10 protein-coding genes are annotated in these 13548 nt (G+C 61.2%); 8 read left to right on the top strand and 2 right to left on the bottom strand.

Annotation, left to right across the window (positions count from 1 at the left end; genetic code table 11):
* Positions 1 to 68 precede the first annotated feature (68 nt).
* Positions 69 to 503 carry a YkgJ family cysteine cluster protein gene (locus AOA62_RS19795; protein ID WP_053253906.1) on the bottom strand — a complete coding sequence of 145 codons (435 nt, stop codon included), beginning with the start codon at positions 501 to 503 and terminating at the stop codon, positions 69 to 71.
* A 236-nt stretch (positions 504 to 739) separates the two neighbouring features.
* Between AOA62_RS19795 and AOA62_RS19790 the strand changes: the two genes are divergently transcribed.
* The 6 genes from AOA62_RS19790 to AOA62_RS19765 all read left to right on the top strand — a co-directional run bounded on the left by AOA62_RS19790 (position 740) and on the right by AOA62_RS19765 (position 10432).
* The gene (locus AOA62_RS19790) at positions 740 to 3190 is read left to right on the top strand and encodes a glycogen/starch/alpha-glucan phosphorylase (RefSeq protein WP_017138624.1); all 2451 of its coding nucleotides are present in this window, start codon (positions 740 to 742) and stop codon (positions 3188 to 3190) included.
* A gap of 170 nt (positions 3191 to 3360) precedes the next feature.
* Positions 3361 to 6867, top strand: coding sequence for a DUF2339 domain-containing protein (locus tag AOA62_RS19785; protein ID WP_099549493.1), 3507 nt, complete (start codon positions 3361 to 3363; stop codon positions 6865 to 6867).
* Positions 6867 to 8210, top strand: coding sequence for a DUF3999 domain-containing protein (locus tag AOA62_RS19780; protein WP_099549591.1), 1344 nt, complete (start codon positions 6867 to 6869; stop codon positions 8208 to 8210). The genes AOA62_RS19785 and AOA62_RS19780 overlap by 1 nt, the downstream gene beginning before the upstream one ends.
* 96 nt (positions 8211 to 8306) lie before the next feature.
* A complete protein-coding gene (locus AOA62_RS19775) occupies positions 8307 to 9317 on the top strand; it encodes a class 1 fructose-bisphosphatase (protein WP_003237460.1) in 1011 nt (336 codons plus the stop codon).
* Positions 9318 to 9577: 260 nt separating this feature from the next.
* A complete protein-coding gene (locus tag AOA62_RS19770) occupies positions 9578 to 9832 on the top strand; it encodes a hypothetical protein (RefSeq protein ID WP_017138621.1) in 255 nt (84 codons plus the stop codon).
* A gap of 30 nt (positions 9833 to 9862) precedes the next feature.
* Entirely contained in the window at positions 9863 to 10432 is a 570-nt protein-coding gene (locus AOA62_RS19765) for a lipocalin family protein (RefSeq protein ID WP_017138620.1), read from the top strand.
* Between the two features lie 73 nt (positions 10433 to 10505).
* Here the strand turns inward: AOA62_RS19765 and AOA62_RS19760 are convergent, their stop codons facing one another.
* Positions 10506 to 11870: a formimidoylglutamate deiminase gene (locus AOA62_RS19760; protein WP_099549492.1), complete on the bottom strand. Its 1365-nt coding sequence runs from the start codon at positions 11868 to 11870 to the stop codon at positions 10506 to 10508.
* A 147-nt stretch (positions 11871 to 12017) separates the two neighbouring features.
* Here AOA62_RS19760 and hutC point away from each other — a divergent pair, with 147 nt between their 5' ends.
* Entirely contained in the window at positions 12018 to 12728 is a 711-nt protein-coding gene (gene hutC / locus AOA62_RS19755) for a histidine utilization repressor (protein WP_017738808.1), read from the top strand.
* Positions 12725 to 13285: a HutD family protein gene (locus tag AOA62_RS19750; protein WP_099549491.1), complete on the top strand. Its 561-nt coding sequence runs from the start codon at positions 12725 to 12727 to the stop codon at positions 13283 to 13285. The genes hutC and AOA62_RS19750 overlap by 4 nt, the downstream gene beginning before the upstream one ends.
* The last annotated feature ends 263 nt before the right edge of the window (positions 13286 to 13548 follow it).

Raw genomic sequence — 13548 nt, 5'->3', positions numbered from 1 at the left:
TTAAGGGCGGACGCAGAGCGTCCAGGGCTGCATTCCCACGCGGAGCGTGGGAACGATCATCATGATCATCAGAACTTGTCGAGAGTCCGGAAATTGGTCTCGCGCACCACTTCCTTCGGCTTATACGCACAATACCCCGGCCGCGGCCCGATTTTCGGGTGGTTGCGGCAGGTATCCGGGCGCTTGTCATAAATAGTGCAGAAGCGCGTCTTACGATCCAGGTACAGGCAGTCGTTATTGCTCATGCGCTGCAGGGTGAAAATTTCGGATTTGGAATTGTAGCGCTCGACGATGCCTTCCTTCTGCAAACGCTTGGCGATGTTCTTCGGCGGGTCGCCGCGCTCGAACTCATCGACGATGCCAATGCGGATCAGGTCCTTGATCTTCACCTCGACCGGCAGCGTGCAGCAGCTGGACACGCAGCCACCGCACATGTGGGCGGAATATTTCTGCCAGGTCTCGAGACGGTCGAGTTCAGCGGCGGCGATCAGTTGAGGCTTCATCAAGGTTCCAAGGTGGGGCAGTATCCGGGCGCGCGATCATACCGGGATTGGTGGTTTTTTGAACAATATTTTGCAGATTTCATCTCCAACGGTGCAGGGGAGAAAAGCAGGCACGGCCCCTGCATCAATTTCCAGCAATGGTGAATGAGTTAAAAAACTGCCGAACCAGCACGTCTACCGTCTGTCAGACCGACTAGGCTCTAGCAACTCCTTCAATCTCGCCCGAGGTCGCACCGATGTCTCAGGAACCGCTTGCACGAGAAGCAGAGGTAGCCGCATTCCGCGATGCTGTCTTGACCAAACTTACCTACGCGGTGGGCAAGGACCCGGATCACGCCTTCGACCACGACTGGTTTGAAGCCATCGCCCTGGCCGCCCGCGACCAGATGGTCGACCACTGGATGAACCACACGCGGCGCATCTACCGCAAAGGCCAGAAGCGGGTGTATTACCTCTCGCTGGAGTTCCTGATCGGCCGTTTGCTCTACGACAGCCTGAGCAACCTCGGCGTGTTGGAGATTGCCCGCGAAGCCCTGTCCGAACTGGGTGTGGACCTGGAGCGCATCCGCCTGCTGGAGCCCGACGCGGCGCTCGGCAACGGTGGCCTGGGCCGCCTGGCCGCGTGCTTTATGGAAAGCATGTCGACCCTGGGCATTGCCGGCCACGGCTATGGCATCCGCTATGAACACGGCCTGTTTCGCCAGGCGATTGTCGACGGCTGGCAGCAGGAACAGACCGAACGCTGGCTGGATTTCGGCAACCCGTGGGAGTTCGAACGGGCCGAGGTGATTTACCCGATCGGCTTTGGTGGCAGCGTCGAAACCCTGGCGGATGCCTCCGGCAAGATGATCCAGGTGTGGACGCCCAACGAAACAGTTCGCGCGGTGGCGTACGACACGCCGGTAGTCGGCTGGCGCGGCGCCAGCGTCAACACCTTGCGCCTGTGGCGTGCCCGAGCGGTAGAAGACCTGCACCTGGAGCGCTTCAACGCCGGTGACCACTTGGGCGCCGTCGCCGAAGTGGCTCGCGCCGAAAGCATCTCCCGAGTGCTTTACCCGGCCGACAGCACCGAAGCGGGGCAGGAATTGCGTCTGCGCCAGGAATACTTCTTTGTTTCGGCCTCGCTGCAAGACCTGCTACGCCGCCACAAGAACATGCACGGCTCGGTACTCAGCCTGGGTGAACACGCCGCGATCCAGCTCAACGACACCCACCCGTCCATCGCCGTGGCTGAATTGATGCGCCAACTGGTGGACCTGCATGACATTCCGTGGGAAGCCGCGTGGGATGTCACCGTCGAAACCCTTTCCTACACCAACCACACCTTGTTGCCCGAGGCGTTGGAAACCTGGCCTGTCGGTTTGATGGAACGCATGCTGCCTCGGCATATGCAGATCATCTATCTGATCAACGCCCAGCACATCGACTCGCTGCGCGCCAAGGGCATCCACGATTTCGACGTATTGCGTGCCGTGTCGCTGATCGAAGAAGACAACGGCCGCCGCGTGCGCATGGGTAACCTGGCGTTCCTTGGCTCCCATAGCGTTAACGGTGTGTCCGGTTTGCACACCCAACTGATGCGCAGCACCGTGTTCTCCGAACTGCACAAGCTGTACCCGGAGCGCATCAACAACAAAACCAACGGCATCACCTTCCGCCGCTGGCTGTACCAGGCCAACCCCAAGCTCACCGAGATGCTGGTGGAGGCTCTGGGGCCGGACATCCTCGACACCATGGAAACCCGCCTGACGGAGCTGGAGACCTTCGCCGAGAAGCAGGTGTTCCGCAAAGCCTTCGCCGAACAGCGCCTGCACAGCAAGAGGGCACTGGCCGAGATCATCCACGAGCGCCTGGGCATTTCGGTGAACCCGGCGGCGATGTTCGACGTGCAGGTCAAGCGGATCCACGAATACAAACGCCAACTGCTCAACCTGCTGCACACCGTGGCCTTGTACCAGGCAATCCGCGCCGAGCCAGGCACCGATTGGGTGCCGCGCGTGAAAATCTTCGCGGGCAAGGCGGCGGCCAGCTATCACCAGGCCAAGTTGATCATCAAGCTGACCAACGACATCGCCCGCACCGTGAACAACGACCCGACCGTGCGCGGCTTGCTCAAGGTGGTGTTCCTGCCCAACTACAACGTCAGCCTGGCGGAAAGCATCATCCCGGCGGCGGACTTGTCCGAGCAGATTTCCACGGCCGGTTTTGAAGCCTCTGGCACCAGCAACATGAAGTTCGGCCTCAATGGCGCGCTGACCATCGGCACCATGGACGGCGCCAACGTGGAGATGCACGAGCGCGTGGGCGCCGAGCATATGTTTATCTTCGGCCTCAGCGCCGAACAAGTGGAAGCCCGCAAGCACGCCGGTGAATTCCACGCCGGGCCGGATGTGGCAGCCTCCCATCGTCTCAACGATGTGTTGCAAGCGATCCGTGGCGGGGTGTTCTCGCCGGATGATCCGGGCCGCTATGTGGGCTTGATCGACGGGTTGATCGACTACGACCGTTTCCTGGTGTGCGCCGACTTTGACGCCTACTGGGACGCCCAGGCGCGGGTCGAAGCGCATTGGCACGATTCCAAGGCCTGGTGGCGTTCGGCTGTGCTCAATACGGCGCGCATGGGCTGGTTCAGCTCGGACCGCACCATCCGCGAATACGCCACCGAGATCTGGAAAGCCCTCGACTAAACACCGCAAAAACCCATGTGGGAGCGGGCTTGCCCGCGATGGCGCAGTGTCAGTTGGCAAATATGTCGACTGATACACCGCAATCGCGGGCAAGCCCGCTCCCACATTAGCTTTGCGTCGATATACTAGGCCTCGGTTTGCCCGCCTCGGGCTGCTTAGGGATATCGACCATGCAATGGATTTTCATGCTGATTGGCCTGGTGCTCGGCTGGACACTCGATGAGTCGTTCACCGATGCCGGCTTCGGTGCGCTATTGGGCTTGGGCATTGGTCAGGCGATTCGCCTGTCGAGGCTGTCCGCCCAGGCAGACCAGCAAGCGCTTCAGTTAGAGACCACGCAGAAGGCATTGATAGCCCTGGGTGAGCGCCTGCGGCAACTGGAAGTGCCCGCGCCTACAAACAGCGTGATTGTCGAAGCCCCCATCCCTGAACCTGCACCTGCCGTTGCCAAGCCCGAACTTGTTTGGGAGCTGCCCACCGAACTGGCGCCCGTCGCCGTGATGGCCGAGGCGAGCCAGCCACTGCCGGAGGACGTCTGGACCCCAGCACCAAAACCGAAAGAACCTGCCATCCCCCGCGGCCCCAACCTGATCGAGCGCGCCATCGGCGGCGCCCGCAATTGGCTGTTCGGCGGCAACACCGTGCTGCGCGTTGGCGTGGTGCTGCTGTTCCTTGGCCTGGCCTTCTTGCTGCGTTATGCCACCGAAGGCGTGGTGGTGCCGATTGAACTGCGTTACGCCGGGGTTGCCGCTGCCGCCATCGGCCTGCTGGGCCTGGGTTGGTGGTTACGGCTGCGCAACAGCAATTACGGGCTGATGCTGCAGGGTACCGGGATTGCCGTGTTGTACCTGACGGTGTTTGCTGCGATGCGCCTGCACCCGTTGATCGACCCAGGCGCGGCACTCGGCCTGCTGGTGGCGGTCACGGTGTTCTCGGCAATCCTGGCGATCACCCAGGATGCCCTCGGCCTGGCCTGCGCAGCGGCGCTGGGTGGGTTTGCCGCGCCGATTCTGACCTCAACCGGCGCCGGTAATCATGTGGCGCTGTTCAGTTACTTTGCATTGCTCAACGCCGGCATTCTGGCCATCGCGTGGTTCAAGGCCTGGCGTCTGCTCAACCTGATCGGGTTTGTCGGCACCTTCGGCATAGGCTTCGCCTGGGGCATGCGCTCCTACACACCGGAACTGCTGTGGAGCACCGAGCCGTTCCTGATCCTGTTTTTCCTGATGTACCTGGCCATCGGCCTGTTGTTCGCCCGCCGCAAGCTGCAAGAAGTGGGCGATGCGCCTGAAGGCCGTGAGGCACTGCTGCGCTGGTCGGCGGCCAAGGGTGATTATGTTGATGGCAGCATGCTGTTCGGCCCGCCGTTGGTAGGCTTTGGCTTGCAGTTCGCCGTGGTGCAGCACCTGGAGTTTGCCGCCGCCTTCAGTGCACTCGGTTTAGGCCTTATCTACATGGGCTTGGCGCGGATGCTGAGTGGCGGGCGCGCCTTGCTGCTGGCCGAAACTTGCCTGGCGCTGGGCGTGATCTTTGCCAGCCTGGCGATTCCGCTGGGCCTCGACGCGCGCTGGACGGCAGCGGCCTGGGCGGTGGAGGGCGCCGGGATCTTCTGGCTCGGCTTGCGTCAGCAGCGGCCGTTGGCTCGTGCGTTTGGCCTGTTGTTACAGTTGGGGTCAGCGCTGGCGTTCCTCAGCGAACTGCGCGTTGGCGAGTTGACCTTGCTCGACGGTGCGCCACTGGGCGCGCTGTTGCTGGGCGCGGCCCTGTTGTTCAGCTTCGATCAGTTGCGCAAGGCATCGACCGAACAAGCGGCGCAATGGGAGCGCAACGGCCTGCCCGTGCTGGCGAGCCTGGGATTGACCTTTTTGTACCTGCTTGCACCCTTGTTGTTGCTGACCCAAGGCACCGCCATCAGTTGGGCAATCGCCGGGCTGCTGACGCTGTTTGTCGGCCTGCGCATTGGCTCGCGCACCTTCCTGTTCACTGCCTTTGCTGTGCAATTGCTCGGTGGGGTGTTGTTCCTCCTGCGCTTGCAGGGCGGTGATGGGGCCGCGGTATTCAGTGCCGGTTGGACCGGCTTGTTGACCGCCTCGCTGATCGGCCTGGCGTTGGTCGGCGGCATGCTGATGGCGGCGCGCGATGACATGGTGCGCAGCGATGTGCGGCTGCTGCGTGGCTTGTCGGTGGTGCTGCTCGCGGGTCTGGTGCTGATCAACCTTGCGGTGCTGTTTGTGCTGCCATGGGAAAGCGCCAGCGGCGTGTGGGCGGCCAGTGGCTTGCTGATCATCTGGTTGAGCCTGTACCTGCAACAACGCGTGAGTTTCGTGTTTGGTTTGCTGCTGCAACTGATCGGTGGTGCCTCGTTCCTGTTGGCGGTGCCGCAGTTGCTCGGGCCGTTGAACAGCGAGGGCTTGCGCCCCTTGGCGCACAGCGCTTTCTGGACGCCGATGGTGCTGGGCCTGGCGGCAATGGTGGGCGCCTGGCGCTTGCAACGTGAGTCGCAGGCGCCGGTGTTTGACGTGTTGAAATTGCAACGCCTGTCCGACCTGCTGTTGGTGTGGGGCGCGGCCTGGTGGGCATTGGCGTTGATCGGCGAAGTGCTGCGGTTTATCCCGCAAGCGCTGCAAGGCGCATTTCTGCTCGGCATCGCGGCGCTGAGCGTGGCGATCTGGGCGCTGTTGGCCGCACGTTTACGCTGGGCATCTCTGGGCATGCTGTGCGCCTTGCTGATGCCGGCGGCGGGCGTGGTGTTGCTGGTGTCTGCCCATGATTACTACCACCCGGCAGCGCATTACGGCTGGCTGGCGTGGTTGGCGGTGTTTGTGGTGCATTTTATCGCGCTGCGCCGTTTGGCGGCGGTGGTGCCGGGCAAGGTATTGAGCATCGCTCATGTGTTCGGCTGCTGGATGTTGATCGGTGTGTTGGCGCTGGAGCTGCGTTACGGCCTGTTGCTGCTGTCGAGTGAGTACAACGCCTGGCGTTGGCTGGGTTGGGCGATTCTGCCAAGCCTGTACCTGGTGCTGGCGGCGGCACCGCGCAGTTGGCCGTGGCCGGTGTCGGCAAACCCGCGTGAATACCGTGTGCTGGCCGCGTTGCCGCTGGCGGTATTGATGCTCGGTTGGTTCTGGTTGGCGAACATCTTCAGCGACGGCACGGCGAAACCACTGCCGTACGTGCCATTGCTCAACCCGTTGGACGTGGGCCTGCTGTTCGCATTGCTGGGTATTTACCTGTGGTCGCGCAGCGTGGCGCCGCAGCGCGGGCCGCGTGCTGAACTGATCGCCCAAGGTGTCGCAGGTGCTTCGCTGTTTGCCTTCTTCACGGCCTTGGTGATGCGCACCGCCCACCATTGGGCGGGCGTGCCGTTCCAACTGGATACCTTGCTGGCGTCCATGTGGGTGCAGGCTGGCCTGTCGCTGGTCTGGACCCTGATCGCCCTGGGCCTGATGATCGGCGGCCACCTGCGCCATCGTCGCGAAGTGTGGCTGATCGGCGCGGCGTTGATTGCGGTGGTGGTCGCCAAGCTGTTCTTTGTCGAGCTGAGCAACCGTGGCGGGCTGGCGCGGATCGTATCGTTTATTGGTGTGGGCGGGCTGTTGCTGGTGGTGGGTTACTTCGCACCGCTGCCGCCCAAACGCGCCGAGCCGGTGTTGGAAACTGAAGGAGCATCCTCTTGATCGGTAAGTTGAGCGTGATCGCGTTGGGCATGTGTTCGACGTTGTCGGCGTGGGCGCAAGAAACGCCCGCCGACTTCACCACACAGGTGCCGTTGGCGGTAAGTGGCAACGGGCCTTGGTATCGCCTGGAGTTGCCGCTGTCGGTGCAATTGAGCGCGCGCCAGGCAGATCTTGGTGATGTGCGCGTGTTCAACGCCGCCGGCGAGCCCCAGGCTTACGCGTTGTCGCGCCAATCAGCGCAACGCACCGAAAGCCGCACGGTGGCCGACGTGAAGTGGTTCCCGTTGTACGCCGCCGACACCCGCCAAAGTGTGCCGGACGTGGTGATGAAATCCACCGCCGAAGGCACGCTGCTGGAAGTGCGCCCGTCCAAGGCCGGCAAACAGGTGCTGCGTGGCTGGGTACTGGACGCCAGCGCGATCAAGGCGCCGCTGCAGCAACTGAGCCTGGACTGGAGTCGCGAACAGGATGGCTTCCAGCGTTTCAGCATTGAAGCCAGCGATGACCTGCAGCACTGGGAACCCTGGGGCGATGGCCAGGTGGCGCGCCTATCGTTTGCCGATGAGCGGGTTGAGCAACATGACGTGAGCCTGCCGGGGCAATCGGCGCGTTACCTGCGTCTGCTGTGGCAAGGCCAGGCCGCGCCGACGCTGACCTCGGCCAAGCTTGTGAGCGCCACCAGCAGCAGCCTGCCAATGCCCTTGGTGTGGTCGCAGCCGTTGGCGGGTACGCGGCTCAAGGCGGGTGAATACAGCTGGCAGTTGCCGACGGGGCTGCATGTGGAGCGCTTGCGCGTCGAGCTCAAGCAGCCCAACACGCTGGCGCCCGTGACGTTGGCGGGGCGGCGGGAAGCCAATCAAGCCTGGCAGCCTTTGAGCAATGGCTTGTTGTATCGCCTGGCCCAGAACGGCCAGGACGTGGTGCAGGATGAATTGCAATTGCCAGGCGTGGCCGTGGGCGAACTCAAGTTGCGGGTGGACGAGCGCGGCGGCGGCCTGGGCGTGGAAGCGCCGGCATTGCGTTTTGCTGTGCGCGCCACGCAGTTGGTGTTCCTGGCGCGGGGCGAGCCGCCGTTTACCCTGGCGTTGGGCAACCCGTCGGTAAAGGCCGCTAACTTGCCGCTGTCGACGCTGATTCCCGACTACAGCGCCGAGCGTATCAAGACCTTGGGGCAGGCCACGGTCACAGGCGACGTGACGGTCAAATCGCCTGCGATTGCCGTTTCACCCGAAGCGGGCACCGACTGGAAGAAACTCGGCCTGTGGGCCGTGCTCCTGTTGGGTGTAGCGGCGCTAGGGGCGATGGCCTACAGTTTGTTGCGTGCACCGGCGGCCAAGCCGTGAACTCTATTGGGGTTAAATCCTCTGATTAGAGGAAATAACCCTCGACTCGCGTTAAACTGCGCGGGTTTTTAAGCCCCCCATTTTCCGGAGCCTTCCATGTCCCGCGTTACCCTGAGTCGCTATTTGATCGAGCAGACCCGCAGCAACAACACGCCTGCCGATCTGCGCTTCCTTATCGAAGTGGTGGCGCGTGCTTGCAAGGAAATCAGCCACGCCGTGTCCAAAGGCGCACTGGGTGGTGTTCTGGGCAGCATGGGCACTGAAAACGTCCAAGGCGAAGTGCAGAAGAAGCTCGACGTGATTTCCAACGAAATCCTGCTCGAAGCCAACGAATGGGGTGGCCACCTGGCCGGCATGGCGTCCGAAGAAATGGACAATGCCTACCAGATCCCGGGCAAATACCCGAAAGGCGCGTACCTGCTGGTGTTCGACCCACTCGACGGCTCGTCCAACATCGACATCAACGCACCGGTCGGCACTATCTTCTCGGTACTGCGCTGCCCTAACGAATACCTGAGCCAGAACGAAGCCCTGAACGAAAAGGCTTTCCTGCAGCCAGGCACCGAACAGGTTGCTGCCGGTTACGCCATCTACGGCCCGCAGACCATGCTGGTGTTGACCCTGGGTGACGGCGTCAAAGGCTTTACCCTGGACCGCGAAATGGGCAGCTTCGTACTGACCCACGAAGACATCACCATTCCTGCTTCCACCCAGGAATTTGCGATCAACATGTCCAACCAGCGTCACTGGGAAGAGCCTGTGACCCGCTACGTGGGCGAGTTGATGGCCGGCGAAGAAGGCCCGTTGAAGAAGAACTTCAACATGCGCTGGGTCGCTGCGATGGTTGCCGACGTACACCGCATCCTGACCCGTGGTGGCCTGTTCATGTACCCACGTGACAGCCGCGAACCTTCCAAACCGGGCAAGCTGCGCTTGATGTACGAAGCCAACCCGATGTCGTTCCTGGTTGAGCAAGCAGGCGGCGCGTCCACTGACGGCCACCAGCGCATCCTCGACATCCAGCCGGAAGGCCTGCACCAGCGTGTGGCAGTGTTCCTGGGCTCGAAGGAAGAAGTTGAGCGTGTGACGGCTTATCACAAGAAGTAAACCTCTGTGGCGAGGGAGCATGCTCCCGTTGGGCTGCGAAGCGGCCCCAAAAAGCTTGCGGGCGCTGCGCACCCGAACGGGAGCAAGCTCCCTCGCCACAGAAGCATTCAAGACTTGAAGTTTTGAATGAGAGGAAGCCCCGAAACGTTTCAGCGTTTTCGGGGCTTTTTTGTTTTTGCCCATCGGGAACCAGACACCTCTTTTCCCTTCTAAGCTTCTGGCAGATACCCCAGCTGCTTTGTCTCTCCAGGAGCTTTTCCATGTCTTTACGCCGTCTCTCCCTGCTGGCTTTTTGCGTGCTGTTAGCCGCGTGCAGCAAGGTCAATCAAGAAAACTACGCGAAGCTGTCGGCTGGCATGGCCAAGGCCGAGGTGGAGTCGTTGCTGGGTAAGCCGACCGATTGTTCCGGTGCGCTGGGCATGTCCAGTTGCACGTGGGGCGATAAAAACAGCTTTATCAGCGTGCAGTACGCCGGTGACAAAGTTCTGATGTTTTCCGGGCAAGGCCTGAAGTAAACCGGGGCGCGAGCCTGCGGGAGAAGAAGAATGATGCGTTTTGTTTTGTTTCTTTGCGCCAGTCTGTTTTTGGCGGGCTGCGCCAGCCATTCTGGCGATGATCTGCAACCCAAGACCGCGAGCAACGTCAACCTCAAGCGTTACCAGGGCACCTGGTATGAGTTGGCCCGATTGCCGATGTACTTCCAGCGTAACTGCGCGCAGTCCGAGGCTCGCTACACCCTGCTGCCGGATGGCGATATGTCGGTGTTTAACCGCTGCCTGACCACAGAGTGGAAGTGGGAAGAAGCCAAGGGCACGGCCACGCCGCAAGTGCCGGGCAAGACCGACAAGCTCTGGGTGGAATTCAATAACTGGTTCACCGCGCTGCTGCCAGGCGTCGCCAAGGGCGATTACTGGGTGCTGTACGTGAGTGATGATTACAAGACCGCCATCGTCGGTAGCCCGAGCCGGCGTTATATGTGGATCTTGTCGCGCACACCGACGGTGAGCGCCGACACCCGCGAAGACCTGCTGAGCAGGGCGCGCCAGCAAGGGTATGACACGACGCGACTGATCTTCCGCACGTCGGACAAGCAGATGGCGAAGACCTCGCAGTAACCTGAGGTCACCCTCAATCCAATGTGGGAGCTGGCTTGAATTGGGAGCTCCCACATTTGTTTTGTGTCGGCTGTTAGCCCAGCAAGTCTCTCAGAACGTGGGTGAACGCCCGGCTGCTTTCTTCTTCGCCAGCATGATGCCCATCGCGCACCACCCATTTGCCATTGACCAGCACATCGCGCACTTGGCGATCACCACCGGCGAACAGCCAGCGATTGAGGATGCCATCCTCGGTCGCCGTCGCCAGGTACGGGTCATTGCCATCCAGCACAATCCAATCTGCCCGCTTGCCGACTTCCAATCGACCAATCGGCTGCCCCAACGCTTGGGCGCCGCCGTCCAGTGCAGCATCGAACAGCGTGCGGCCAACCATCGGTTGATCACTGCGATACAGGCGGTTGCGTCGCTGGTCCCGCAGGCGCTGGCCATATTCGAGCCAACGCAACTCCTCCACCACGCTCAGTGACACATGGCTGTCGGAACCGATACCCATACGCCCGCCTTGAGCGAGGAAATCCACCGCCGGGAAAATCCCGTCGCCCAGGTTGGCTTCGGTGGTCAGGCACAAGCCGGCGATTGCCCGGCTCTTGGCCATGCGCGTGACTTCATCGGCGTCAGCATGGGTGGCGTGTACCAGGCACCAACGTTCATCCACTTCAACATTGTCATACAGCCATTGCAGCGGGCGTTTGCCGCTCCAGGCCAGGCAATCATCGACTTCTTTTTGCTGCTCGGCGATGTGGATGTGTACCGGGCATGCCTTGTCGCTGGCGGCCAGCACCTCATTGATCTGTTCGGGTGTGACGGCACGCAGTGAGTGGAAACACAGGCCCAGTTGCTGCGATGGCTGCGCCGCCAGAATGGGCTTCAGGCGTGCTTGCAGGTCCAGGTAATCTTCGGTGCTGTTGATAAAGCGCCGCTGGCCTTCATTCGGCGCCTGGCCACCAAAGCCGGAATGGGTGTAGAGCACTGGCAGCAATGTCAGGCCAATCCCACTGCTGGCGGCCGCCTGGCTGATCTGCCGCGACAGCTCCGTGCGATCGGCATACGCCTGGCAGCTGACGTCGTGGTGCACATAATGAAACTCGGCCACCGAGGTGTAACCGGCCTTGAGCATCTCGATATAAAGCTGGCGGGCGATGACCTGCAGTTGTTCCGGGGTGATCTTGCCGACCATGCGGTACATCAAGTCGCGCCAGGTCCAGAAGCTGTCATTCGGGTTGCCGGCCACTTCGGCCAACCCGGCCATGGCGCGCTGGAACGCATGGGAGTGCAGGTTGGGCATGCCCGCCAAAACCGGGCCTCTGAGCCGTTCGGCGTTGTCTGCGCTGGCATTGGGCTCAACCTGGGTCAGCACGCCATCGGCGCTGACTTCAAAGCGTACATCGTTGGCCCATCCATTAGGCAGCAGCGCGCGTTCGGCAAAGAAAGCGGACATGATCAAGGCACCCCGGTCGTGTGTTTATTTGTATATACATATACAGACGTTTGCCTGCTCGGTAAACTCCGGCAATCTATGCATCTTTTCCCCCTGCAAGGATTCCCTGTGCCGACTCCGCCCGCCAAGTCTTCGCTGGCTGCCCACATGGACGAAAGTCCGGCGCCCTTGTATGCCCGCGTCAAACAGATGATCAGCCAGCAGATTCTCAACGGCAACTGGCCGCCCCATTACCGCGTGCCGTCCGAGAGCGAACTGGTCAGCCAGTTAGGCTTCAGCCGCATGACCATCAACCGCGCCCTGCGTGAGCTCACCGCCGAAGGGTTGCTGGTGCGCATGCAGGGCGTTGGCACTTTCGTCGCCGAGCCCAAGAGCCAATCGGCGCTGTTTGAAGTGCACAACATTGCCGATGAGATCGCCTCCCGCGGTCATCGGCATACCTGCCAGGTTATTCACCTGGGCGAAGAGGCCGCCGGCTCCGAACGTGCTGTGGCCCTGGAAATGCGCGAAGGCGGCCGCGTGTTTCACTCGTTGATCGTGCACTTTGAAAACGACATTCCCGTACAAATCGAAGACCGCTTCGTCAACGCTCTGGTCGCGCCGGAATACTTGCAACAGGATTTCACCCAGCAAACGCCGTACGCCTACCTCAACCAGGTCGCACCACTGACCGAGGGCGAGCATGTGGTTGAAGCCATCCTCGCCGACGCCGCCGAGTGCAAGCTGTTGCAGATCGAGCCAAGCGAGCCTTGCCTGTTGATTCGCCGCCGCACCTGGTCCGGCCGCCAGCCGGTGACCGCCGCGCGTTTGATCCACCCCGGTTCCCGTCATAGCCTGGAAGGACGTTTCAGTAAATGAGTGAAGTGAAAGTCTGGCGCGCCGCCGACTACATCCGCATGCCATGGAAAAACGGCGGCGGCAGCACCGAAGAAATCACCCGTGACGCAGGCATTGGCCTGGATGGCTTTGGCTGGCGCTTGTCGATTGCCGATATAGCCGAATCGGGTGGGTTTTCTACCTTTGCCGGCTACCAGCGTGTGATCACCGTGATCAAAGGTGCGGGCATGGTTCTGACCGTGGATGGCGAGGAACAGCGCGGGCTGTTACCGCTGCAGCCGTTTGCGTTCAGCGGTGAAAGCGACGTTTTCTGTCGCCTGATCACCGGGCCGATCCGCGATTTCAACCTGATTTATTCGCCCGAGCGTTACCACGCACGGTTGCAGTGGATGGATGGTGTGCAGCGGTTTTTCAGCACGGCGCACACGGTGTTGGTGTTCAGTGTGGCGGATGAAGTGAAGGTGCTGGGTGAAAAGCTCGGCCATCACGATTGCCTGCAAATCGACGGTAACAATGACCTGCTGGATATTTCTGTCACCGGCCGCTGCTGCGTAATCGAACTGACCGCACGCGGTTAAAAAACTGTGGGAGCAGGCAAGCCAGCTCCCACATTTGCTTTTCATTGCTCATAAGAGCTGTTTCCAGCCGCGCACCAATTTGTTACCGAACGCCCCAGCTTGGCGCGATGCCAGGCCGTCCTGAACAATGTCCTCGTCCGCAAACTCCCTCTGTAAGAAAATTCACCAAGCCTCAAAGCCTTAATTTCTGAGGCTTTCACGCACCTCCCAAAAAAATCTCACCCGCTCTCTCACCAAGTTGGCCGCTTGATTGCATATGCTTG

Origin of the sequence: Pseudomonas sp. 2995-3 (assembly GCF_002742565.1) — a bacterium.
Taxonomy (GTDB): Bacteria; Pseudomonadota; Gammaproteobacteria; order Pseudomonadales; family Pseudomonadaceae; genus Aquipseudomonas; species Aquipseudomonas edaphica.
This window is presented reverse-complemented; position numbering and strand designations above follow the sequence as displayed.